The organism is Paenibacillus glycanilyticus (assembly GCF_051200795.1).
Taxonomy (GTDB): Bacteria; Bacillota; Bacilli; order Paenibacillales; family Paenibacillaceae; genus Pristimantibacillus; species Pristimantibacillus glycanilyticus.
The window spans coordinates 6,048,815-6,071,135 of sequence record NZ_CP195155.1 but is presented as its reverse complement, the minus strand read 5'-3'; the positions used below and the strand labels follow the sequence as shown (position 1 = coordinate 6,071,135).

The window sequence follows — 22,321 nt, the reverse complement described above, 5'->3', positions numbered from 1 at the left end:
CGAAATGAAGCTGTCTACCCTAAGGCGTTGGGTATCGCCAAGCCTAAGCATTCAAGGCAAAATTTTTCTGGCGTTCAGCCTTGTCGCTCTTCTTTCTATCGTATCGATCTCCGTCATTGTTTATCTCAACATGCGGGAGACGATCAAGTCCAACGCCGTAACCTCGGTATCGGATAGTATCAGGCAAGCCGACGAGTCGCTCAACATTATGCTGGAGGAGATTGACCGGCTCAATACGATGGTGGTTACGAATAAAAACACCGTGATCGATACGTTGCTTAGTCCCTCGGAGGAAATCAGCTACGAGTGGTTCCAGGAGCAGAAGCGGATTGAGGAGTTTCTGTCGTCTTTAGTCGCGAACAAGCCTTATATTGCGCGGATTGCCGTCGTTGGCTTAAGCGGCAAAGTGTTTTTCACCGGCGGTCCGTGGCTGGACCGAAGCGTACTCGGAACGCCCATGATGGACTATATGCTGCGCAACGGCTCGCGTCACGCTTATTTGAAGCAGACGGGCGTCACGGAGACGATTACTGTCGGCCGCGAAATCCGCTACAACCGTCAGACGATTGGCGTGGTTATGGTCGATCTGAATTACGACTTTATCCGCAAGACATACGGCGTTAGGCCAACCTCAGACAGTATGCTGTATGTGCTTGATCAGCAGGACGAATTCGTGTACCGGTCGGATCACACGCCAAGCTTTGCGCCATCCGATCAGCGAATCGTCGACATGAAGCGCAAATTTGCGAAGCCTGGCAAGGCTGAGGGCGACGTGGAGGAGAGGGTCATTGGCGGCAGATCCTATATCGTGGTCAGCAGGCAATCGGACCATACGGGCTGGTCGACGCTGGCGCTTATCCCGACGAATTCGCTGCTCAGCGAATCGGCTCGCCTGCTGAAGCTGATCATTGAAGCTTCGGCGATCGTCCTGCTGGTCGTCCTCATTGTCTCGCTCCAGGTGTCGTCGCGCATTACGATTAATATCCGGCGTCTGAAGTCCATGATGATGCTGGTGAAGGACGGCAACCTGACGTTACCTAAGAAGGAGATTGCTGCAAAGGACGAGGTGGGTCAGCTTTACCACGTGTTTATGGGCATGGTGGAGGAGCTGAAGCGGTTATTCGAAGGGATACGCGTAAGCGAGCAGGAGAAGCGGGAGGCGGAGCTGACCGCGCTGCAAGCGCAAATACGCCCTCATTTTCTCTACAATTCGCTGAATACGATCAAATATTTGGCCAAGCTTAACGGGACTCCAAACATTGAGGAAGTATCCGGCTCCTTAATCGATTTGATGCGGGGCGTGCTGGGCAACTCCAACGAATACTTGACGGTAAGGGAGGAGCTGGACTACGTGCGAAGCTATATCTCTATCGTCAAATACAAATACATGGAGCCGATCATCGTCCACGAGGAGATTGAAGATCCGTCCCTATTGGATAGCCGCGTGCTCAAGCTGACGCTGCAGCCCATTGTGGAGAACGCGGTTCTGCACGGAATCGGCTCGCGGGAGCAAGGCGGCTTCGTTACGATACGGGTATACGAGGATAACCGCGATCTGATGATCGAGGTGACGGACAACGGCAAAGGGATGACGCCGGAGCAGATGGAGCAGCTGCTGGGCGGAACGGTCACAAAGCCGACTTCTTCCCGGTTCAGCGGAATGGGCGTGCGCAACGTGCACGAGAGAATCGTCCGTTCGTTTGAAGCTCCCTACGGCATCAGGCTGTATAGCGAGCCCGGCTTGTATACGAAAGTCGAAATTCGTTTTCCCAATCTGCGGGGCCGGGCAGGCTCCGAGCAAGAGGTGAGCTAATGATGTATCGCGTGTTATTGGTAGACGACGAGCCGCTCGTTCGCAACGATCTGCGGTCTTTATTGGATTTTCGCGCCCATGGCTTCGAGATCTGCGGAGAGGCTCAAAGCGCGGAGTCGGCATTGGACATGATTGAAGAACAACGCCCCGACGTGGCGATCCTGGACGTTAATATGCCGGGAATGAACGGCGTGGATTTGAACCGGATGATCAAAGAGAGGTATCCCGCCGTTCAGACGATTATGCTCAGCAGCTATGACGATTACGACTACGTCCGGGACTGCCTGAAGAACGGATCGGTCGATTATTTGCTGAAGCACAGGCTGGACAAGGAGACTTTGCTGGCGATGCTTGAAAAAGCGGTCCAGGCGGGCAAATTATCCGAGGCCGCGGGCGAAGCCGAAGAATCGTCCCTCTTCAATGCCGGGTTGGTCCGGAGCCAAATCGCCGACTTGGCAAGAGGCAAGGCGGAAGCCGCAAGGGAGCTTGAAGGAAGCATCAGGCGTTACGGCATGTATCCGCAGGCGAATTTGTATGTGGCAGCGGTCCTGCAGATCATTCCGTTCCTGCTGCTGACGGAGTCCAATACCGACGTGCAGACGAACCGGCTGGTTCAGCAGGTTGTCGAGCTTATGCAGCAAAGCCTGGGAGACGCGCGCGAGCGCACGGCCGCTTACGTGGAGGACGGGCGGATCGCCGTCGTGTTCGCCATACGGGAGCGGAGCGAGCACGCGGCCGCAAGCGAAGCGGCCAGAAGCATGAGCAAGCTTGGCCATGCGCTAGAGATGTACTTGAACTTGAAATCGATCTATGCGGTTGGGCATGTATGCAACAGCCTGTCGCAGCTTGGGGCAAGCTACGCCTCCGCGGAGCGGGCGCTTGACCCTAACGCTCAGACCGCTCATCCGAATCCGGAGCCGCGCGGAAAAGGCACGCGGGAGAGCCGCGTCGCGCTTACGATCGAAGAGCAGAAGCAGCTGCTGCTTGCCATCGAGCGGCTGGACGGGCAAGGCGCGCAGCGTCTGATCGCTTCGGTATTCGAACCTCTCCACGGGCTTCCGTTGCATTCGCACGCAGTGCAGATGACGGTCAGCGAGCTGCTCCATATCGGCGATAAAGCGTTAAAAAAAGGGAACCGATCCCCGCTTGGGACAACGAAGGATGCCGATCGTCTGCCGTCGCGCGGCGAGCTCAACCGTCTCGGGAGCGTCGGCGAGCTGGAGAAATGGCTTCAGTCGTTCTATGGGGTTTTGCTTGTTCTTCTCAAGGAGCATCACGCGACAGGCAGCTATTCCCGCCATGTGTCCCAGGCGATCGGTTTTATTCTGGAGCGGTATTCCGATATTGTGACGCTGGAGCTTGCCGCGGGCTTCATCGGCTTAAACGCCTCCTATTTGAGCCGGATCTTCAAGGAGGAGACGCAGTCGACGTTCTCCGAGTACGTGAACCGGGTACGGGTCGACGCGGCGCGCAGGCTGCTGGAAAGCGGCCAATATACCATTAAGCAGGTCAGCGATCAGGTGGGCTTTTCCACGCACAACTATTTCTTCAAGGTGTTCAAGGAAGTAACGGGCATGACGCCGCAGGCCTATTGGAACAGTCTCGGAGACGGCAAGGCAGCGGCGAAACAATCCGTAAAATATGTGGAGTAAATAGTCATATAAGTGTAACTCGGCGTAACCGGACGTATTTTATAATCGAGTAACACCGGCGGTAAACGCTTACAAGAACCGGTGAATTGAAAGTCTGGAGGGTATATAAACATGCGAAAAACATGGGGGAGATATGCTTTCGCCACGATGCTTGTTACCGGATTAATCGTATCCGGCTGCAGCAACGGCGGCAATGGCAACAGCAATGAAAAAGGCGGCAATACGGGGGATCCCAAATCATCGGGCTCGGCGGAGAATACGGTAAAAACGGAAGGATTCCCGATCGTGGATACGCCAATCAAGCTGAAGATGTTTACGCGCGTCGCGCCCGTAAACGGTCCGTTCAAGGACATGCCCGTCTTCCAGGATTACGAGAAGATGAGCAACGTCAAGGTCGATTTTATCGAGGCGCCGACCGACGGCTTTGCGGAGAAGAAAAACCTCCTGTTCGCGTCCAATGAGCTTCCCGATGCTTTGTACCGTTCGGGTCTGACGCAGCTGGAAACGGTCCGCTACGGAGCTGCGGGACAGCTGATCCCGCTGGAGAATCTGATTGATCAATACGCGCCGAACCTGAAGAGCCTGATGGATCAATATCCGGAGATCCGCGCGGGCATCACGACGCCGGAGGGACATATTTACGCGATCCCGGGCATTGTTACGCTAGGCTCCGCCCGGACCGACAAGAGATGGATCAACAAGGCATGGCTGGATAAGCTGGGCCTGAAGGTACCTAAGACGACCGACGAATTGTATGAAGTGCTGAAGGCTTTCCGCGACGGCGATCCGAACGGCAACGGGAAAGCGGACGAGATTCCGATGACCGCGCGTATCGGCATGCCAATCGTCTATCAAATGGCGGGAGCATTCGGACTTGATTCCCAGCTCGGCTACAACATTAATGTCGAGAACGATAAAGTGCATATCTGGAGCGGCGACGAGCAGTACAAAGAGCTGCTCATGTATTTGAACAAGCTATATAAGGAGAAGCTGATCGACCCGGAGATTTTCTCCCACACGGAAGCGCAATATCTTGCCAAGCAAGGTACGGGCAATGTCGGCTACTTCTTCGATCAGACGAACAATAACTTCCTGACCATTCAGGATCAGTATGTAGGCATAGCACCGCAAGCAGGTCCTAATGGCGACCGTCTGCAAAGCCAAGTCGCTCCGGTGCCGCGCGACTACGGAGCATTCGCCATTACGTCCGTCAACAAATATCCGGAAGCGACCATGCGCTGGATCGATTACTTCTACAGCGACGAAGGCTCAACGCTGCTGCGCTTCGGCCGGGAAGGCGAGCACTACGAGATGAAGGACGGTATCCCGTACTACAAAGAAGAGCTTTTGAACGTAGCGGGCGCCCAGGCGAAAATCACGCCATACGCCGGCGGCGGCGCGCCTCATCTCATCAGCGACAAAGTAGCATCGTTCATCAACCCGCCTCAAGTGCAAGAGGCTTACGAGCAGCTCGAGCCGTATTTGCCGAAAATCCGCTATGCGCCGCCGCTGTTTGACGAAGCGACTGCCCAGAAGGTTAACGTGCTGCGCAATGACATCGACAAATATTTCGAAGAGCAAAGCACCAAGTTTATCGTTGGGGCGCTCAGCTTCGACAAGTGGGACGAATTCCAGTCCACGCTGAAGAAAATGAACATTGCCGATCTTGAGAAGCTTTACCAGGATGCTTATGACAAAATGGCTAAATAAATGGGATGACGCGCAGAGAGGGAGGGGTTGCTCATGGACAGCATGATCGAGAACGCGGGGGCGGCCCCCGTTCCCGGCCGCAAGAGGAAGAACGACGGGCTGCTGAGAAAAATGGCGAAGCGGTATGATTTGTATCTCATGCTGCTGCCGCCGCTCGCCTTTTATTTCATCTTCCATTACGGGCCGCTGTACGGCCTGCAGATCGCCTTCAAAAACTTCAATCCGGCCAAAGGCATCATCGGCAGCCCTTGGGAAGGCTTCGGCCATTTCGAACGATTTTTCAACTCGTATTATTTCTGGCGGCTGCTGTGGAATACGGTATCCATCAACTTGTTCTCGCTCCTCATCGCCTTCCCGGTACCGATCCTGCTCGCACTGCTCGTGAACGAAATTAAAAGCCGGGCCTACAGCAAATGGCTGCAAAATATTACGTACATCCCGCATTTTATCTCGGTTGTTGTTATCGTTGGCATTCTGAACGTGTTTCTGTCGACGAAGACGGGACCCGTCAACCAGCTGATCGAGGCGTTTGGCGGCACGCCGATTAATTTCCTGCAGGAAGCCGCCTGGTTTAAGCCGATCTTTATCGGCTCGAACATCTGGCAAAGCATGGGATGGCAATCCATTATCTATATCGCGGCGCTCAGCGGGGTCAATCCCCAGCTGTACGAAGCGGCCAAGATGGACGGCGCCTCGCGGCTCCGCCGCATCTGGCACGTATCGCTGCCGGGCATTATGCCGGTTATCGTCATCCTGCTCATTCTCGATATCGGCCACTTCATGAATATCGGCTTCGAGAAAATTTTGCTCATGCAGAACAACCTGAATCTGGAATCCAGCGACGTCATCTCCACGTTCGTCTATACGACGGGAATCTTGAAGGGCGAGTACAGCTACACGGCGGCCATCGGCCTGTTCAACTCGGTGATCAACCTTATGCTGCTGCTGCTCGTAAACCGTTTTGCCCGCAAGACGTCGGAGACGAGCTTATGGTAAGGAGGTAACCGCTTATGGAAAAGAGCATAAGTCCGTCGAATGAACGTTTGTTCGACGCAGTCGTATATATCATAGCCGCTATTATTATGGTCATTGTGTTATACCCGCTGCTGTTCATTGTCAGCGCGTCGTTCAGCGACCCGGCCAAAGTCTTAAACGGCGACGTGTGGCTGCTGCCGCAAGGTCTCAATGTCGAGGCTTACGCCAACATTTTGCAGAACGACAAGATCTGGACCGGCTACGGCAACTCGATTATGTACACCGTCATCGGAACCGTCATTAACATTATCATGACGATTCTCGCGGCGTATCCGCTGTCGAGACCCGATCTTCCCTTGCGCAACGGGATTATGGTCCTGATTACGATGACGATGTTTTTCAGCGGAGGTCTTATTCCGACTTATTTGCTGGTCAAAGACCTGGGCATGGTCGACACCATGTGGGCGCTGATCGTGCCTGGCGCTATCGCGACGTACAATCTTATCGTTATGCGCACGTATTTTCAGAACAGTATTCCTTGGGAGCTGCAGGAGGCGGCCCACATGGACGGCTGCTCGAACTGGAGACTGCTCGTCAGCATCATTCTGCCGCTCTCAAAGCCGATTCTGGCCGTCATGGTGCTGTTCTACGCGGTTGGCCACTGGAACTCCTTCTTCAACGCATTGATCTATATCCGCGACGAAGGCAAATATCCACTTCAGCTGGTGCTTCGCGAAATCTTGCTGATCAGCCAATCGGCCCAAACGGACGGCGGAAGCGTAGGCCTGGAAAAACAAATTTTGCTGTCGGAGAGCATTAAATTCGCGGTTATCATTGTGTCCAGCCTGCCCGTGCTGGTCATGTATCCTTTTGTGCAGCGGCATTTCGTCAAAGGCGTTATGATTGGCTCCATCAAGGGATAGGCGATTCCGACTATACTAAGGATTTCTATGGAGGTTCATTTTGACTAACAAAGCTAACATAACCGTCGATTGCGCCGGAGCGAGCCGGCATGCCGTCAACCCGTTCCTGTTCGGTCACTTTGTCGAGGATATCCGCGACCATATGGAAGCCATGCTGGCCTTCCCGCTTAAGGATATGGACTTCGAGAGCGAGTCTGAAACGAAGCGGGAAATATCCGGAAGCTGGCAAGCCTATACGAACGGCCGCAATACGAAATACGCGCTTGAGGCGCCCGCGCCTAAGCATTCCGGACGGGCGCAGCGCATCCGCTTGTTAAGCGATGATGAGGCCTATGCCGGAATCGCGCAGAAGACCGCCCTCCAAGGGCCTGCCGATTATAAGATAAAAGTCGTTGCCCGCGCGTCGATTGAGCTGAAGCGGCTGGTGGTGGAAGCGGTGGACCGGCATACGGAGGAAACCCTTGGTTCTGTCGTTATCGAGCTCGTCAGCCATAACTGGCGGGAATATGAAGCGGACTTGGCCGTCTCCCGCGCTTGCGCCAACGCCGAGCTTCGCATCTACATTCCGGAAGACCATCCTCGTTGGACCGATCATGTATCGACCGGCATGCTGTGGCTCGATCACGTATCCTTGCTTGCAGCAGACAATATCGCCCTGGTGAAGCGCGAGGTCGTCGATTTGACGAGAGAACTGAATGCCGGCATGATGAGACTGGCCGGCAATTACATCAGCGCCTACCATTGGGAGCATGGCGTTGGTCCCGTGCTGGAGAGACCGGTTATGTACAACGAGGCATGGGGCGGCTGGACGAGCAAATATTTCGGCACGGACGAATTTATCGCCTTCTGCCGGGAGCTGCAGGTAGAGCCTCTCATTTGCGTCAACGACGGATCCGGCACTCCGGAGGAGGCGGCGGCATGGATCGAATACTGCAATGGAGCGGCCGATACGCCGATGGGCGCTTTGCGCGCCGCGAACGGATATCCCGAGCCTTACGGCGTGAAATATTGGGAGATTGGCAACGAGGTATGGGGAGGCTGGCAGGTAGGAACCTGCTCCGCCGAGGAGTTCGCGGCGCGCACGGTATCGTTCGCTCAAGCGATGAAAGCGGCGGACCCTTCCATCGTGCTGCTGGCCTGCGGCCATTACGACCAGGCATGGAACAAGCCGGTGCTGGAGCAGGCCGGCGAGTTGATTGACTATTTGACCCTGCATATCTACCATGGCTACGGACCTTTCGGCATGAACCGGAGTACGCCTTCGGATGATCGTTATAAAGCCATTGCGGCTTATCCTGAGTTCACGCGGCATTACTTGCGGGAGACGACGGACAGCATTAAGGCAAATCCGAAGCATGCCCATGTCAAAATCGCCATTACGGAATACAACACCATGTATTATCCGAATACGGTCCGCAAAGGGCTGCCGAACGAGCATACGCTTGGCGCGGCGGTTGCCAATGCTTCCAATCTGAACGAAATGCTTCGTTCAAGCGACATGGTGCATATCGGCAGCTTCTCCGATCTGGTCAACGGCTGGCTCGGCGGCTGCATCCGGGTGGGCGATTATTATGCCGACCAATATTGCGGCAAGGAGTCCGGCTGGAGCAATCGGCCGCTGGACGTATACGGAACGCCGACCTACGAGGTTATGAAGCTGTACGCGAACCGCGACCTTAAGCATATGCTTCCGGTGCAGGCGAATTGCGCGACGTTTGCCGTGCCGGCGCTCAAGGAGACGCCGGTAGAGCTGAACGGGCTGCCGGAGCTGGACATCGCGGCGGGCGTTAACGGTGCAGGCGATACCGTTACGGTATTTATCGTTAACCGCGGGCTGAATGAAGTAAATACGGTGCTGGATCTGGCTGATTTCGAAGCAGCGGGTGAGATGGTGCTATACGAAATCACCGGCGAAGGTTACGACGAGATCAACAGCGTATTTGAGCCGGAGAACATCATGAGCAAGAGCCGGACCGTGCAGACAGCCGAATGGAAGCAGGGCGTTCCTCTTCGCCCGTCTTCCATCTATGCAGCGGTATTCCAAGGCAAGGTATAGGAGCAGGAGGTACGCATGACGACGAAATCATATAGCAAGGATTATCCCAGACCCCAGCTCGTGCGCGGCGATTGGCATAATCTGAACGGCGAATGGGACTTCCGCTTCGACGACGCAAATGCGGGCGAGCGCGAGAAGTGGCAGGAGGCATTCGAAGCAACGCACCGGATTAACGTACCGTTTACGTACGAAACCAAAGCCAGCGGCATTGGCGAGGAAAGCTTTCATCCTTATGTGTGGTACAGCAGAGAGATTTCCGTTCCGGCGGAAGCGGCCGGTAAGCGGGCGATCCTGCATTTTCAGGCGGTAGATTACGACGCTAAAGTATGGATTAACGGCGAGCTGGCCGGAAGTCATCAAGGCGGCTATGCGGCATTCTCCGTCGACATGACGCCGTATCTGAAGTTCGGAGCCGATAACCGGATAGCGGTGAAAGTAACGGACAGCAACAGCTGCTATCAGCCGAGGGGCAAGCAGCGCTGGGTGCCGGACAACTTTGAATGCTTCTACGTGCAAACGACGGGCATCTGGCAGACGGTATGGATGGAATACGTGGAAGAAGAGCGGCTGGAGTCGGTCAAAATAACGCCGGATCTCGACCGCCATGTCGTTCGGTTCGATTACGAGGTAAACGGCGTCCGGCCCGGCGGCGATCTGCTGCTGGAGGCCATCGTGACATTCAAAGGGCAGCTCGTAAAGCGAGTTGCGCTGGGAATTGACCGTCCGTGCCTCACGGTTGAGGTTGATCTTCACCACGAAGCAAACGGACCGTGGAAGCGGGCGTATTGGACGCCGGCCCGTCCGAATTTGTACGACGTGGAATTCGTCCTGACCTCGGGCGGGCGTGTCGTCGACCGTACGCTTTCTTATTTCGGCATGCGGAAAATATCCATCGAGAACGGAAAAGTGCTGCTGAACAACGCGCCAATCTACCAAAGGCTTATTTTAGACCAGGGCTATTGGACGGACAGCCATCTGACGCCGCCAAGCGAAGAAGCGTTGATCGAGGATATCGACCTGATCCTGGCGATGGGCTACAACGGCGTGCGCAAGCATATGAAGATCGAGGATGCCCGTTTTCTCTATTGGTGCGACGTAAAGGGGCTGCTCGTCTGGTCGGAGATGGCGGCGACCTTCGAGTTCCATGACCGCGCGGTCGAGGCTTTCACGAGAGAATGGCTTGAAATTATCAAGCAGCAGCATAACCATCCGAGCATCATAACGTGGGTGCCGTTCAACGAGTCGTGGGGGATTGGCAATATTCTTCGCGACAAGCGGCAGCAGAAGTTCACGGAAGGCATCTACCATCTCACGAAGTCGTTCGATCCGAATCGTCCCGTTATCGTTAACGATGGCTGGGAGCATACCGTCTCGGATATCGTGACGCTGCATGATTACGTCCAGACCGGAGAAGGCTTCCTGAAGCGTTACCGGGATAACAAGGATGCTATCATGTCGCGCGAGACGACCTGCAACCATTGGAAATATGCCTTTGCCGAGGGCTACGGCTACCGGGGACAGCCGATTATCATCAGCGAGTTCGGCGGCATTGCGTTCCAGTCCGACAAGGGCTGGGGCTACGGGGAGCAGGTGGATTCGGTCGAAGCCTTCACGGAACGCTTCAAGGGACTTACGCAAGCCATCAAGTCCGTCGATTATATTTGCGGCTATTGCTATACGCAGGTGGCGGACGTGCAGCAGGAGATTAACGGACTGCTCACGGAGGACCGCAAGCCGAAGATTCCGCTGGAGGAGATTCGGGCCATTAACTTGGGCTGATCTGCCTCCGCGACAGCGTAAGAAAACCGGGTCTGCAGCGTGCAGGCCCGGTTTTTTGCGGTCATAACAGGTATGGAAGCTGGGAATCCAACGTGGCGCTTTTTCATGCGGGGAGAGGAGCAAGGAAAATGCAGCAATAAAAAAGGGCTATTCCGCGTCGCTTTATGACGGGGATAGCCCTTCCTATTATTCAGCCTACGCGCCCGAGATGCGCGGCATCGGCATCGGCTCCTTGCCAAGCTCCGCCCAGATGTACTTGAGCAGCAGCTCGGACTTCAGCGCTGCGTATGCCGGATCGTCCCACAAGTTGTTGAGCTCGCTTGGGTCATCCTGCAAATTGAAGATTTCGCCGTAGGTTTGGTTGTAATAAACCGTAATTTTGTAACGCTGGTCGACGTATGTTTTCTGATGAATGGTTGTTGGCTCATGACGGAATTCGCAGATGGCATGATCTCTCGCAGCGGATGCCGTGCCTTTCCATACCTCGCTTTGATCGACGCCGGTCATCGCATGCGGGATCGGAATGCCGCTGAGCGACAGGAACGTTGGCGCAAGGTCAACCAGCGATTGGATCGCGTCCGACGTTACTCCCGCCGGAACCTGCCCTGGATAACGCACGATAAACGGCAGGCGAATCAGGTCCTCGTAATGGAAGCCGCCTTTGGCCTGCAGGCCGTGCTGGCCGAAGAAATGGCCATGATCCGTCGTAAAGACGACAACCGTGTTGTCCGCAATGCCAAGCTCTTCGAGCTTATCGAGGATCGTGCCGATATATTTGTCCATCATGCTGATCATGCCGTAATAGACGGCGACCAGCTTCTTCTTGTCGTAGTCGGTAAGCTTCTTCCGCTCGCCGTATTCATAGTAATGATGCGAACGGTACCCGTGAATGCCGTTGCCCGTTTCCGCCCAAGGGGAGAAGTCCGGAGTGTCCTCTTGCGTAAGGCCGAAATGAGGCGGATTTTTGTCATGCTCGCCTGGCACGATATCCGGAATCGTCAGGGAGTCCGGATCGTACATCGTATCCCACGGCTCGGGAACCAGGTATTCCGGATGCGGGTCGAAGAAGCTTGACCAGAGGAAGAACGGTTTGTCTTCTCCGGCGTATTGCTCCATAAGCGCGTTCGTGCGCTCCGCGATCCAGGTATTGTAGTGGTACTTTTCGGGAATCGGCCACTTGTACGTGATGGCGGGGTCCATGCTGCCTGTTGGAGGAAGGAAATAATCCCGCCAATTGACGCAGCCTTTCTCTTCCATCCATAAGGCGTAGTGCTGGCCTACATGAGCTTCGTTGGTATGATTGCGCGTGAGCTCGACATGCTCGAAGCCATAGAAAGGACCGTTGAATTGCTTCCACATCTCCAAATCCTGCAGGACCGGATAAGCCTCAAGCGAAGGGTATTCCTCCGTTGATGACAACGGCTGAAAATGGGCTTTGCCAACAAGCGCGGTTTTGTAGCCGGCAGAATGAAAATCTTCCCCGACGAAGTGCCGGTCTTCCAGAAGCTTGGTTCCTAGCGTCCAAGCGCCATGCTGGCTTGGGTATTGGCCCGTAATAATGGATGCACGGCTTGGCGTGCAGGTCGGATTCGGACAGTAGGCTCTCGTAAAGGTTGTGCCGGACCGAACAAGCCGGTCTAAATTGGGCGTGCTTAATTCGTTATTGAAATAACCTAGCGTATTCCAGTGCTGCTGATCGCTTGTAATCAACAAAATGTTTGGTTTTTTCAAGAGAAAATCGCCTCCATGCCAATCATTGTAATGGATAGGAGGCAGTCGTAAAATAGCATCATGTATGGTTGATTTACCAATTTGTCAGGTAAGGGGCGGATTGTGATGAATGGCAATAGTTCGGCAGGCTTCGAAACCGCCGAGTTTCTGTTTCATGCGATAAGCGAGCTGGACAAGCAATGCTCGATATGGCCCGTGAGAGGGGGCATAACGGAGACTAGGCAAGGCTACGGCGCCGGACCCAAAAGGATTGAGAGCTACAGTCTGCATATCGTAAAGGAAGGCTTCGTTCGGGTAGAGTGGGATGGGGGGAATAGCGTAACGCTGTCGGCTGGCGACCTCTTCTGCTTGTTCCCAGCGCGTACCTATGCGTACTATGCGATTGAAGGGGAAAAGCCGCCCCGGATGAGTTGGATTGTAATGGATGGTCCACGGGCGGCAGAGCTGCTGGCGCTCACCGGCATAAGTTGCGAGAAACCGTTTCTGGAGAACGGGTGGACGCAAGAAGCGGAGCGGGCGCTTCATGGCCTGCTTGATTCGATGCGGAGCGGAGAGACGGAAAGCGCCCATGTTCGGTCGCTTGAAATGCAAAGCCTGCTGTACCGTCTATTGGCAGCCTTATGCCGGACGGTTCCCCCCGCTTATGCCCTGAATGCCACGGATTGGGTCAAGCAAAGCATGTCCTATATCCGGCAGCATGCCACGGAAGGCATCACGGTCCAGCAGGCAGCCAAGGCAGCGGGAATGAACCGGACGTATTACTCCGTTGCTTTCTCGGAAAAGGCTGGAATGCCGCCAAGCGATTACATCACGCAGGTAAGGATGGAATCTGCCAAGCGGCTTCTTGCGGAGACCGATGCCTCCATTACGGAGGTTGCTTATACGACCGGTTATTCCTCTTTGTATGCTTTTACGCGAACGTTTAAAAATCGTATGGGGGAGACGCCAACGGCCTACCGGGATGCGATTTGGAAACGAACGTAGTCAAATAAGCCTATGCAACATACGTGTTGTCCACAGTTATTCACAAAGTTATACACATATTAAGAGCGCTTTCTATCGGACAACTGTTCATTTTCGAAGTGTTATCCACTTGTCCACAGGAGTTGTTATCCACATCCGGATAGGATTCCGGAATTTCCGGATGATTTCCAACAGCCATACGATAAGCGCGGACAACCCAATCGACAGCAGGCAAACGGCGGCGAAATGAAGCAGACTATTCGAGATAAGCAGCCGCTCCAGATGCGCGGCTTCGGCTCCTCCGCGGACAAGCACAATGGCCAAGGGATGCAGAATATACACCCAAGTCCGCCACTCCCGTAATCTTTTGCTCGCCGGAACCTTCCACTGCATGGACCACTGGAATAAGAAATAGACAGCGGGAACCGCAAACACATACATGCTGTCATGCCGCGGAATTCCCGAGGAGTGAAGGAGCATCCCTTCGGCGAACATGAGTCCAAGAAAAACCGCAAACAAAGCCGCATTCGCGATCGGTTTTCGGGCCGGAGGAGGCTGTTTGGCTGCCCAAGCTCCCATTGCCAGATAAAGAGGGGCATAGAAAAGTCCGTTGCGGGTGTAATCAAACACCTTAAACATCTCTTCGTAGATAGAGGTCAGCTCTGTACTGTTTTGCAGGATGCCAAAGTAGCTGTCTCCAAGCAGCCCGATGATGTATAAGAGCCCGGCCGAAGCCAGCACCGCGTTCATCGGTAGGAACCGAATCATCGCATAAGTTATCAACAGGCCGATCATTAACGCCGGCAAATACCATAGGTGATAAAAAGTTCCGTCAAACACGATGTCTTTGATGACGGAATACGTCGTTAAGGAATCGGAAAAATAACCGGTATATAGGTTCAGCGGAATGTACAGGACAATAGCAATGGCGTATAGCTTTGCAATTTTCAGCAGGTAGCCTTGAACAGCCTTTCGGTCCGTTAGCGGATTGCCGGACAGCTTGCGGAACAATAGGAATCCGGCTGTCATAAAAAAGACGGGAACGGCAATACGCGTAAGCAGATTGCTTACAAGAAAATCGGCGTCAGCGCTGTATGACAGAAGCGGGCTCGTATGATTGGCAACAACGAGCAGGGCGGCCGCGAATTTGACCCAATCTAGCCCGCCGTAACCCGTTCTAGACATGGGATCGCCTGCTTTTATCCTTGAACGCGGTCACGATAAAACCGTCAACGTTATTCCCGGACAAGTTGAAGCGATCGCATGGGATAAGGGGAATGGACGTCGAAGCTCCCGTGTCTGCCGCCACGAAATAGATTTCGGCCAAGGAATGATCATCCTCGAATAATAGATGTTCGCTGCCGTAGACATAGCTTCTAAGTACGTCGATATATTCCTCCAGGCACCAATCGTTCCGCTCCATGATATCTGCATGGGGATAACCGATGTAACGGAAATGCCAAGGCTCGCACGAGATTTGAGTCAAGGCCTCCTTGCCTTCCTTGTAACGTTGAATGAACCCAAAGCGTGCGGCAAGCTGCTTGAAGGTCTTGTAGACATCCGTGTCCGGGAACGCCGGTGCGATAAAATCAATTTCCTTGCTGAGCCGGCCGACGTCGATCGCCAGCCCCGTCTGATGCTCGCTCCGGTCGGGCAATGCGACATAACGCGCCGTGTAATCCGCGCCGTTATCGGCTAATGAGGAGCTGTAAATCTGCTCTTGGTCATGCTTGGTGCGATAGCCGCTGACCGCGATTATATCGTCTATCCCTTCGCTGGCCTGAAGAAGCTCGGCTAACTGACGCAAGCAGGTTCGCTCTAGCCGCATGCCATCCTTCAGCGTGTGAATAGCCGGGAACGATCGGATTGGCGCCAAACGGTCAGAAGAAGGAATTTGCCGGATTGGATTTTCACGATTAATCAAGACCAGATGTCCTTTATGAACGCCGGAATTGGCAGTTTGAATGGATGTGTGAAACGTTATATGACGGCCTGACTGATGTCGTCCGGCCAAGTTGTTTTGTCCCATCTTGCACGTACCTCCTCGATATCTTTATAGGTTCTCGTTATCCGGACGCCAAGCGAAGCGGAGACTTCCTGCGCAACGCTTCCGATATGGGCGGCAAGCTCGGCAAACGTAATACGCTGCCCGCCTTGGGTACCGATCAAGGTAACCGGAGTTCCTTCCGCGAATGGTCCGGGGAGCTTGATCATCAGCTGGTCCATGGAGATTTTGCCCGCAATAGGAGCGCGACGGCCGCCAATTAGCACATCCGTGCCTTGCATCCGCTGCGCCCAGCCGTCGGCATAACCGATTGGCACCGTTCCAATCCATTCCTCCTCTTTAGCCTGATAGGAATTGTCGTAGCCGATATATTCCCCCTTAGCCAGCTTCTTCACTTGAATCAGACGGCTGTGAAGACTTAGAGCAGGCTCCAGCTTAACCGGACAAGCAAGCTTTGCAGGGTAAAAGCCGTACATCGCCGCTCCGATCCGCACCATATCCATTGCCAGATGAGGAAATCTCAGCGCCGCAACGCTGCCCGCGCAATGATAATGACGAATCGCAAGTCCGGAGGCGCGTGCCCATTCCTTCATATCGAGGAAGCGGGCAGCCTGCTGCTCCAGAAAGCGGGTATCCTCCTGTCCGGCCGTCGCAAAATGCGTGTAAAAGCCGTCCATCTCAACATCTTCAGCGTGCAACCAAGGGACAAGCTCATCCCATTCTTGCTTCGTCCGGATGCCGATTCGCCCAAGCCCCGTATCCATCTTTGCATGAACACGCAGCTTGCCAGCGGAGCCGCAAGGCTTGAAATTCCGCATCTCGCAAAACCATTTGGCGCTTGTTACGGTTAAGGAGAGGTCATGCTTCAGAGCCAATGGCACATGCTCCGGCCGGATAGGCGTTAATACGAGAATAGGCAGCTGTAATCCGGCATTGCGCAGCCGAACCGCTTCTTCCAGGTAGGCAACCGCCAAATAATCCGCGCCGGCCTTTATCGCTGCCTTGGCCGATTCGATGTCGCCATGCCCGTAGCCGTTCGCCTTGACGACAGCCATCAGCTTCACCGAACCGGGAAGAGACCGGCGAATGTTCAGCATATTCTCCCGAATACGGCTCAAACTAATTTCAGCCCAAGTATCTCTTAACATACGGCTCACCTCGCTCGCTTATTTGGTATATTGAAGCGTTTGTTTATTTTGATGGCGGGTAACCGCATGCCCGATTAATTGTTCGATCAGCGCGGAATAAGCCGTGCCGTTCGTGCGCTCCCACATGACCGGGTACATGCTGAAATTCGTAAAGCCGGGCAGCGCGTTTATCTCGTTCAGGTACAGCTGGCCTTCTCCGTCAAGGAAGAAGTCGACGCGGGCAAGGCCCTCGCAGCCATGGGCTTGATAGGCGCGGACCGCCAGCTCGCGGATCCGCGAAGTCAAGCCTGCCGCCAGCTTGGCGGGAATCTGCATGGTAAGCCGCTTGTCCAAGTATTTGGATTCGTAATCGAAGAAAACATGATCATGAATAAACTCGCCGGGCAGCGAGGCTTGCGGTCTCTCATTGCCGATAACGGCGACTTGAATTTCTCTGCCGTCTACTTCGCGTTCGATGACTATCTTCTTATCGTAAGAGAATGCTTCGCGGATCCCGGTTAGGAGCTCTCCGCGGTCCGTGCACCGGCTGATGCCTATACTGGAGCCAAGGGAAGCGGGCTTCACGTAGCACGGATATCCAATGGCATCCTCCGCTTTGCGTAATACGGCTGCCTCATCCGTTGTCCACTCCTCGCAGCGGTACACCCTATATTCCGTCTGGTTAATGCCGGCTTGGGCCAGCACCTGCTTCGACATCGCCTTGTCCAAGGTTAATGCAGCCGATAGCACGCCATTCCCCACATAAGGAACGTTCACGAGCTCCAGCAGGCCTTGTACCGTACCGTCTTCTCCATTGGGACCATGCAGGAGCGGCAAAACGACTTTTGGGCCGGGCAGCGCCATGATGCCCGACAGAATCTCGCCAATGGAACGGGCGGGGTCCGGAAACGTTGGCGTTGCAATCAACCGTTCAATCGTTAGCTCATCCTTGGCAATAGGCCCGGGCTGCGTACACCACAAGCCTTCGCGGGTAATGTAGACGGGATAAACCTCGTAGCGGCTTTCATCAATGGAATGAAGGACGGTGACGGCCGTTTTTAACGACACTTCATGTTCGACGGATTTGCCGCCGTATAGCACGTATAGCTTTGTTTTCATCTATTCATACCTCCGGGTATTGTTCTTGTCCGTTGCTCTATATCCAAGATAACGCGCAGGGCCGCGGAGGTTCGTAAGACATCCTGAAGGAAACCTTAAGAATTTCTTATTTGTGATTGGGGCTGTCCGCTCTGGAGAATATTTCTGATACACTATAGCCACATTCATTAACCAAATAGACGGGGAGATCTCATGAATACCATTCAAATTCTGATCGCGGACGATGACCTCGAAATCGCGGAGCTGATCAAAATCTATCTAACCAATGAAGGATACCAAGTGCTTATTGCGGGCAACGGCCGGGAGGCCATGGAGCTGATCGCCAAGGAATCCGTCCAATTAATGATCCTCGACGTGATGATGCCGGAGATGAACGGTCTCGAGGTTGTCCGGGCGGTACGCGCGGAGTACGGCATTCCGATCCTGATGCTAAGCGCCAAGGCGGAGGACATGGACAAGATCATGGGGCTGACGACAGGCGCGGACGATTACATGGTGAAGCCGTTTAACGCGCTGGAGCTGATTGCAAGGGTGAAGTCGCTGCTCCGCAGGTCCATTTATTTGAATACGCAGCTTCAAACGGCGCAGGATCAGGATAAAGACATCATCCAGTTGCATTCGCTTAAAATAAGCAAGAAATCGCATACCGTAACGGTGGAGGACCGGGGGATTAATCTGACGTCTACGGAGTTTGATATTTTGTACCTGCTGGCGAGCCATCCCGGGCAGGTGTTTAGCGCGGAGGCCATCTTTGAAGCGGTATGGAAGGACAAGTTCCTCGAGTCCAACAACACCGTAATGGTTCATATAAGCAAGCTTCGGGATAAATTGGAGAGCGAGCTGGGCGGCGTTAAGCTGATTCAGACCGTATGGGGAGTAGGGTACAAAATTGAGCCGTAAACCGTGGAAAAGCCTTCGTTTTAAAATGCTGTATCTGTTCGGGCTAAGCGCGTTTGCCTCGTTCTTCACGACGGGGCTGCTATATCTGGCCGCGATCGCCGCCTACAGCAGCGATATGTTTTATCTTTCCCCTCTGCTGAGGGAGGTCTTTGATAAGTTTGGACTTTTAACGACGTATATTACCGTCAGCCTTGTCTTTTTTTTCATCTATTTCTTCGCTCTAAGTCGTTCGACCATCCGTTACTTAATGAGAATCTCGCAAGGAATCGAACGGATTGCCGGAGGGGATTTCGAATCCCGGTTACCGGTGCGAGGCGGGGACGAGCTTGGGGCGTTGGCGGAAAATATTAATAAAATGACGGCTCAGCTTAAGCTCTCCATCGAGGAGGAGCGGCGCACGGAACGGACAAAAGCCGAGCTTGTGACCAACGTATCCCACGATTTGCGCACGCCTTTAACGTCTATTGTCGGGTACCTGGGCCTGATCGAAGAAGACCGTTACCGGGATGAGGTGGAGCTGAGGCATTACGTTCAAATCGCTTACGAGAAATCGACTCGTCTGAAGACGATGATCGACGATTTATTCGAATATACGAGGACAAGCGGCGGAATAGGGCTGCGGTTATCCCCCATTAATCTGGTAGAGATGATTGGCCAACTGGCGGCCCAATTCCGCTTGCAATTCGAGCAGGCGGAGGTGAAGTGCCGGTTGACACTTCCGGATCAATCGATCCTCGTCGATGCGGACGGAGACAAGCTGGTCCGGGTGTTCGAGAATCTGGTCGTTAACGCCATTCAATACGGAAAAGAAGGCAGGCAGATCGATATCGCGGTATGGAGCGAGAGGGGGCAGGCCGTCGTTGAGATTGCGAATTACGGAGAGCCTTTGCCGGCTTCGGTCATTCCGTTATTGTTCGAACGGTTCTATCGCGGCGAGCAGTCCCGTTCCCGGAATACCGGCGGCTCGGGTCTAGGCCTCGCGATCGCCAAGAACATTGTCGAGCTGCATCATGGCCAGATTTCCGCGGCGAGTGCCGAAGGGAAAACCTCGTTTAAGGTCGAGCTGCCGCTTGGCGGCAAAGATCTCCTTGACATCCATCGGGACGCAGGTAAACATTAGGGGGAGGCATAAAACTACGACGTTAGGTGGGAATGTAGAGTGACTCTTCGAATTGGTATTGCGGGAACGGGCTGGTTTGGACGGATGCATGCGGAAAAGCTTGCTGCGATGGAAGGGATAAGCGTCAGCGCTTTTTGCGGGACAAGCCTCGAAAAGGCGGAAACGGCAGCAAGGCCTTATAGCGACGCTCGCGGTTACGACACGATTGAAGCGATGCTTGAGGACCGCAAGCTGGATGCGGTTTATATTTGCACGCCGCCCTTTGCTCATGGCGAGATTGAATTAGCGCTTGCGGAGCGGGGGATTCCTTTCCTCGTCGAAAAGCCGATTGGCGTAGACGAGGAGACACCGTCCCGGATCCGTCAGGCGATTGCAGATAAAGGACTTATTACGTCGGTTGGTTATCATTTCCGTTATATGGACAGCACAAACCATGCGAAGGAGCTTCTTACCGACCGCACGCCGCTGATGGCTTTGGGGCAATGGATGGGCTCGATGCCGGGCGTATACTGGTGGCGCAAGATGGAGACCTCCGGCGGACAGTTCGTGGAGCAGACGACGCATATCGTGGATTTGACCCGTTATTTGCTGGGCGAAGTCAATGAAGTCTACGCGGCGTATGGCAGCAGACATATGGCTCAGGTGGAAGAGGGCGTCACGGTGCCGGATGTGGGTACGGTAACAATCAAGCTGGCGAGCGGGGCCGTTGCGACGATCAGCAATACATGCGCGATTCCGGCCGGGGGCCATGCCGGGCTCCAAATCTACACGAACACTGGCGTATTGCAGGTTACGGGCGAAGCTCTTGTGGATATCGAAGCCGATAAGAAGACCGAGTACAAATCCTTCAATAATCCGTACGTACGGGAGAACGAAGCTTTCCTTCATGCCGTCCGAACAGGCGACAGGAGCCAGATTCTGTCAAGCTACGAGGATGCTTGGGAGACGCATCGCGTAACGATGGCAGCGAATGAATCCGCAAAAACGGGCCTGCCTGTTAAGCTTAGATAGCTCTCGAAAAAATGCAAACGACCGCCGCCTGACCTAACAGGCTAGCGGTCGTTTATTTATTTGCAATAACGGAATTAAGGGAAAGAAATATGCAGCTCTTTGATTTTTTCGTTGGCAATGAGAAATTCATGCTTCATGAGGAGAGGATCGGGCAGATTCGTTTTATCAAACTCGCCGTCTACCGCCACCGTAACGATATAACGGTTATCCTGCTCCTTGGCATCCTTTATTTCAAAGCGAACCTTCGGTTCGAATATTTCCGCTTTGCTCCACTTGGCAATGGCTTTCCCGCCGACAAATTCTCTTTTCATATCCAGCACATAGGCCTGCTCATCAAACGCTTCAAGAAAACGTCCGGGTTCATGTTCATTCACCGCATTAAAATAATTAACTACAGCTATTGGCATTGCGATCATAAAATAAGCCTCCTTTAGGGAAATTAAACGGTAGGTATCGTTCCGCCATCAATGACGTATTCGCTGCCGTGTATAGAGGCTGCCCGGTCGGATGCAAGGAATGCGGCAAGCTCGGCGACCTCTTCGGGCAATCCCGGACGTCCGAACGGAATGCCTCCAAGGGAATCCATCAGCTGATGAAGAGCTGCTTCGCGGCTTCCCGCGGTAACGGCAAGGCGGTCAATGAGACGGTTGGCCGCTTCGGTCTGGATAAAGCCGGGAGCGATTGCGTTCACGCGAATGCCTTGAGGCGCGAATTCGTTGGACAAGCCTTTGCTGTACGTGGCCAAAGCGGCTTTTGCCGCCGCGTAAGCCAAAGTGGATTCGTACAGGGGCAGCGTTCTTTGGATAGAGCTGACATGAATAATAACTCCTTTGCCTTGCTCCAGCATAATCGGAAGCAAGCTGCGGTCCAAACGAACGGAACCAAGCAGATTCATGTTTAGTTCCTCAAGCCAATGCTCATCGGTTAATGCCAACGCTCCGCCTGCGGGGGAGCTGGAGCCGCCAACCGTATTGATCAGGATGTCGATTCCGCCGAGCTTTTCTTTTACGGCTTCAACAATAGCTTTGGTTCCCTCCGGCTTTGTTATGTCTGCTTGTACAAAATGAACGTTCGGAATATGGTAATCCGACGGAATATTCCTCGCTGTCGTTAGCACCGTTGCGCCAGCGCCTGCCAATCTTCTGACAATCGCAAGCCCCATGCCCTGCGTTCCTCCCGTAACCAAAGCCCGCTTGCCTTGAAATTCTTTATCGTAAGATGAAAAGTTCATTTTCATTTCCTCCTTGTGTGATTAGTTATCCTTTACGTGCTTAAGTGTACGCTTGAACTTGAAATAAATAAAATCTATATTTTTAATTGTTTTTATGAATAAAATTTATGTATTTGCAGGTAGGCTGCCATTCTATTAATGAAGCCGTAAGGCGAGCTTGAGGCTTAGATGATTCTATATGAATTTCATTTATGAATACGATGAAA

18 protein-coding genes are annotated in these 22,321 nt (G+C 53.8%); 11 read left to right on the top strand and 7 right to left on the bottom strand.

All coding sequences use genetic code 11. The annotated features are described in order from the left end of the window. Positions 1 to 4 precede the first annotated feature (4 nt). The 7 genes from ACR9FF_RS27310 (at position 5) to ACR9FF_RS27280 (ending at position 10,908) form a co-directional block, all read left to right on the top strand. Complete coding sequence (locus ACR9FF_RS27310; RefSeq protein ID WP_435166927.1) at positions 5 to 1,813, top strand: cache domain-containing sensor histidine kinase; 1,809 nt, start codon at positions 5 to 7, stop codon at positions 1,811 to 1,813. Next, positions 1,813 to 3,465, top strand: coding sequence for a response regulator (locus tag ACR9FF_RS27305; RefSeq protein ID WP_435166924.1), 1,653 nt, complete (start codon positions 1,813 to 1,815; stop codon positions 3,463 to 3,465). Before ACR9FF_RS27310 ends, ACR9FF_RS27305 begins: the two co-directional genes overlap by 1 nt. A gap of 111 nt (positions 3,466 to 3,576) precedes the next feature. Then, a complete protein-coding gene (locus ACR9FF_RS27300; protein WP_435166921.1) occupies positions 3,577 to 5,175 on the top strand; it encodes an extracellular solute-binding protein in 1,599 nt (532 codons plus the stop codon). Positions 5,176 to 5,208: 33 nt separating this feature from the next. Then, positions 5,209 to 6,171 (top strand): ABC transporter permease, encoded by a 963-nt coding sequence (locus ACR9FF_RS27295; protein WP_435166918.1) that lies wholly within the window; start codon positions 5,209 to 5,211, stop codon positions 6,169 to 6,171. A gap of 14 nt (positions 6,172 to 6,185) precedes the next feature. Then, positions 6,186 to 7,073 (top strand): carbohydrate ABC transporter permease, encoded by an 888-nt coding sequence (locus ACR9FF_RS27290; RefSeq protein WP_201007840.1) that lies wholly within the window; start codon positions 6,186 to 6,188, stop codon positions 7,071 to 7,073. Between the two features lie 40 nt (positions 7,074 to 7,113). Next, the gene (locus ACR9FF_RS27285) at positions 7,114 to 9,129 is read left to right on the top strand and encodes an alpha-L-arabinofuranosidase C-terminal domain-containing protein (protein WP_435166914.1); all 2,016 of its coding nucleotides are present in this window, start codon (positions 7,114 to 7,116) and stop codon (positions 9,127 to 9,129) included. 15 nt (positions 9,130 to 9,144) lie between these two features. Continuing rightward, positions 9,145 to 10,908 (top strand): glycoside hydrolase family 2 protein, encoded by a 1,764-nt coding sequence (locus ACR9FF_RS27280; RefSeq protein WP_435166911.1) that lies wholly within the window; start codon positions 9,145 to 9,147, stop codon positions 10,906 to 10,908. A 195-nt stretch (positions 10,909 to 11,103) separates the two neighbouring features. On the opposite strand, the gene ACR9FF_RS27275 is transcribed toward ACR9FF_RS27280, so the two are convergent. Then, complete coding sequence (locus ACR9FF_RS27275; RefSeq protein WP_435166908.1) at positions 11,104 to 12,639, bottom strand: sulfatase family protein; 1,536 nt, start codon at positions 12,637 to 12,639, stop codon at positions 11,104 to 11,106. 105 nt (positions 12,640 to 12,744) lie between these two features. Between ACR9FF_RS27275 and ACR9FF_RS27270 the strand changes: the two genes are divergently transcribed. Beyond that, complete coding sequence (locus tag ACR9FF_RS27270) at positions 12,745 to 13,623, top strand: AraC family transcriptional regulator (protein ID WP_435166905.1); 879 nt, start codon at positions 12,745 to 12,747, stop codon at positions 13,621 to 13,623. A gap of 87 nt (positions 13,624 to 13,710) precedes the next feature. On the opposite strand, the gene ACR9FF_RS27265 is transcribed toward ACR9FF_RS27270, so the two are convergent. Genes ACR9FF_RS27265 through ACR9FF_RS27250 form a run of 4 tightly spaced genes read right to left on the bottom strand, consistent with a single transcriptional unit; the run spans position 13,711 to position 17,853 of the window. After that, positions 13,711 to 14,787, bottom strand: a complete 1,077-nt coding sequence (locus ACR9FF_RS27265) for an acyltransferase (protein ID WP_435166902.1) — start codon at positions 14,785 to 14,787, stop codon at positions 13,711 to 13,713. After that, complete coding sequence (locus ACR9FF_RS27260; protein WP_435166899.1) at positions 14,780 to 15,631, bottom strand: D-alanyl-D-alanine carboxypeptidase family protein; 852 nt, start codon at positions 15,629 to 15,631, stop codon at positions 14,780 to 14,782. Before ACR9FF_RS27260 ends, ACR9FF_RS27265 begins: the two co-directional genes overlap by 8 nt. Continuing rightward, a complete protein-coding gene (alr, locus tag ACR9FF_RS27255; protein WP_435166896.1) occupies positions 15,583 to 16,755 on the bottom strand; it encodes an alanine racemase in 1,173 nt (390 codons plus the stop codon). The genes ACR9FF_RS27260 and alr overlap by 49 nt, the downstream gene beginning before the upstream one ends. An 18-nt stretch (positions 16,756 to 16,773) precedes the next feature. Continuing rightward, positions 16,774 to 17,853, bottom strand: a complete 1,080-nt coding sequence (locus tag ACR9FF_RS27250; protein ID WP_435166894.1) for a D-alanine--D-alanine ligase family protein — start codon at positions 17,851 to 17,853, stop codon at positions 16,774 to 16,776. 192 nt (positions 17,854 to 18,045) lie between these two features. On the opposite strand from ACR9FF_RS27250, the gene ACR9FF_RS27245 reads away from it, so the two are divergent. From ACR9FF_RS27245 to ACR9FF_RS27235, 3 genes are read left to right on the top strand one after another with little or no spacing between them, the layout of a single operon-like run. Continuing rightward, on the top strand, positions 18,046 to 18,753 hold the full coding sequence (locus tag ACR9FF_RS27245; protein WP_201007830.1) for a response regulator transcription factor: 708 nt from the start codon (positions 18,046 to 18,048) through the stop codon (positions 18,751 to 18,753). Further along, positions 18,743 to 19,873 carry a sensor histidine kinase gene (locus tag ACR9FF_RS27240; protein WP_435166892.1) on the top strand — a complete coding sequence of 377 codons (1,131 nt, stop codon included), beginning with the start codon at positions 18,743 to 18,745 and terminating at the stop codon, positions 19,871 to 19,873. Before ACR9FF_RS27245 ends, ACR9FF_RS27240 begins: the two co-directional genes overlap by 11 nt. Positions 19,874 to 19,912: 39 nt before the next feature. After that, a complete protein-coding gene (locus ACR9FF_RS27235; RefSeq protein WP_435166890.1) occupies positions 19,913 to 20,884 on the top strand; it encodes a Gfo/Idh/MocA family protein in 972 nt (323 codons plus the stop codon). Positions 20,885 to 20,958: 74 nt separating this feature from the next. Here ACR9FF_RS27235 and ACR9FF_RS27230 read toward each other — a convergent pair whose 3' ends face one another. Together ACR9FF_RS27230 and ACR9FF_RS27225 are read right to left on the bottom strand one after the other, a co-directional pair. Beyond that, entirely contained in the window at positions 20,959 to 21,300 is a 342-nt protein-coding gene (locus ACR9FF_RS27230; RefSeq protein ID WP_127492458.1) for a nuclear transport factor 2 family protein, read from the bottom strand. Positions 21,301 to 21,323: 23 nt separating this feature from the next. Next, positions 21,324 to 22,115 carry an SDR family oxidoreductase gene (locus ACR9FF_RS27225; RefSeq protein ID WP_435166887.1) on the bottom strand — a complete coding sequence of 264 codons (792 nt, stop codon included), beginning with the start codon at positions 22,113 to 22,115 and terminating at the stop codon, positions 21,324 to 21,326. Positions 22,116 to 22,321: the final 206 nt, after the last annotated feature.

Coding starts and splice junctions, on each gene's coding strand:
- ACR9FF_RS27310 (WP_435166927.1), top strand. CDS start 5: ATGAAGCTGTCTACCCTAAGGCGTTGGGTATCGCCAAGCCTAAGCATT.
- ACR9FF_RS27305 (WP_435166924.1), top strand. CDS start 1,813: ATGATGTATCGCGTGTTATTGGTAGACGACGAGCCGCTCGTTCGCAAC.
- ACR9FF_RS27300 (WP_435166921.1), top strand. CDS start 3,577: ATGCGAAAAACATGGGGGAGATATGCTTTCGCCACGATGCTTGTTACC.
- ACR9FF_RS27295 (WP_435166918.1), top strand. CDS start 5,209: ATGGACAGCATGATCGAGAACGCGGGGGCGGCCCCCGTTCCCGGCCGC.
- ACR9FF_RS27290 (WP_201007840.1), top strand. CDS start 6,186: ATGGAAAAGAGCATAAGTCCGTCGAATGAACGTTTGTTCGACGCAGTC.
- ACR9FF_RS27280 (WP_435166911.1), top strand. CDS start 9,145: ATGACGACGAAATCATATAGCAAGGATTATCCCAGACCCCAGCTCGTG.
- ACR9FF_RS27270 (WP_435166905.1), top strand. CDS start 12,745: ATGAATGGCAATAGTTCGGCAGGCTTCGAAACCGCCGAGTTTCTGTTT.
- ACR9FF_RS27265 (WP_435166902.1), bottom strand. CDS start 14,787: ATGTCTAGAACGGGTTACGGCGGGCTAGATTGGGTCAAATTCGCGGCC.
- ACR9FF_RS27260 (WP_435166899.1), bottom strand. CDS start 15,631: ATGGGACAAAACAACTTGGCCGGACGACATCAGTCAGGCCGTCATATA.
- alr (WP_435166896.1), bottom strand. CDS start 16,755: ATGTTAAGAGATACTTGGGCTGAAATTAGTTTGAGCCGTATTCGGGAG.
- ACR9FF_RS27250 (WP_435166894.1), bottom strand. CDS start 17,853: ATGAAAACAAAGCTATACGTGCTATACGGCGGCAAATCCGTCGAACAT.
- ACR9FF_RS27245 (WP_201007830.1), top strand. CDS start 18,046: ATGAATACCATTCAAATTCTGATCGCGGACGATGACCTCGAAATCGCG.
- ACR9FF_RS27230 (WP_127492458.1), bottom strand. CDS start 21,300: ATGATCGCAATGCCAATAGCTGTAGTTAATTATTTTAATGCGGTGAAT.
- ACR9FF_RS27225 (WP_435166887.1), bottom strand. CDS start 22,115: ATGAACTTTTCATCTTACGATAAAGAATTTCAAGGCAAGCGGGCTTTG.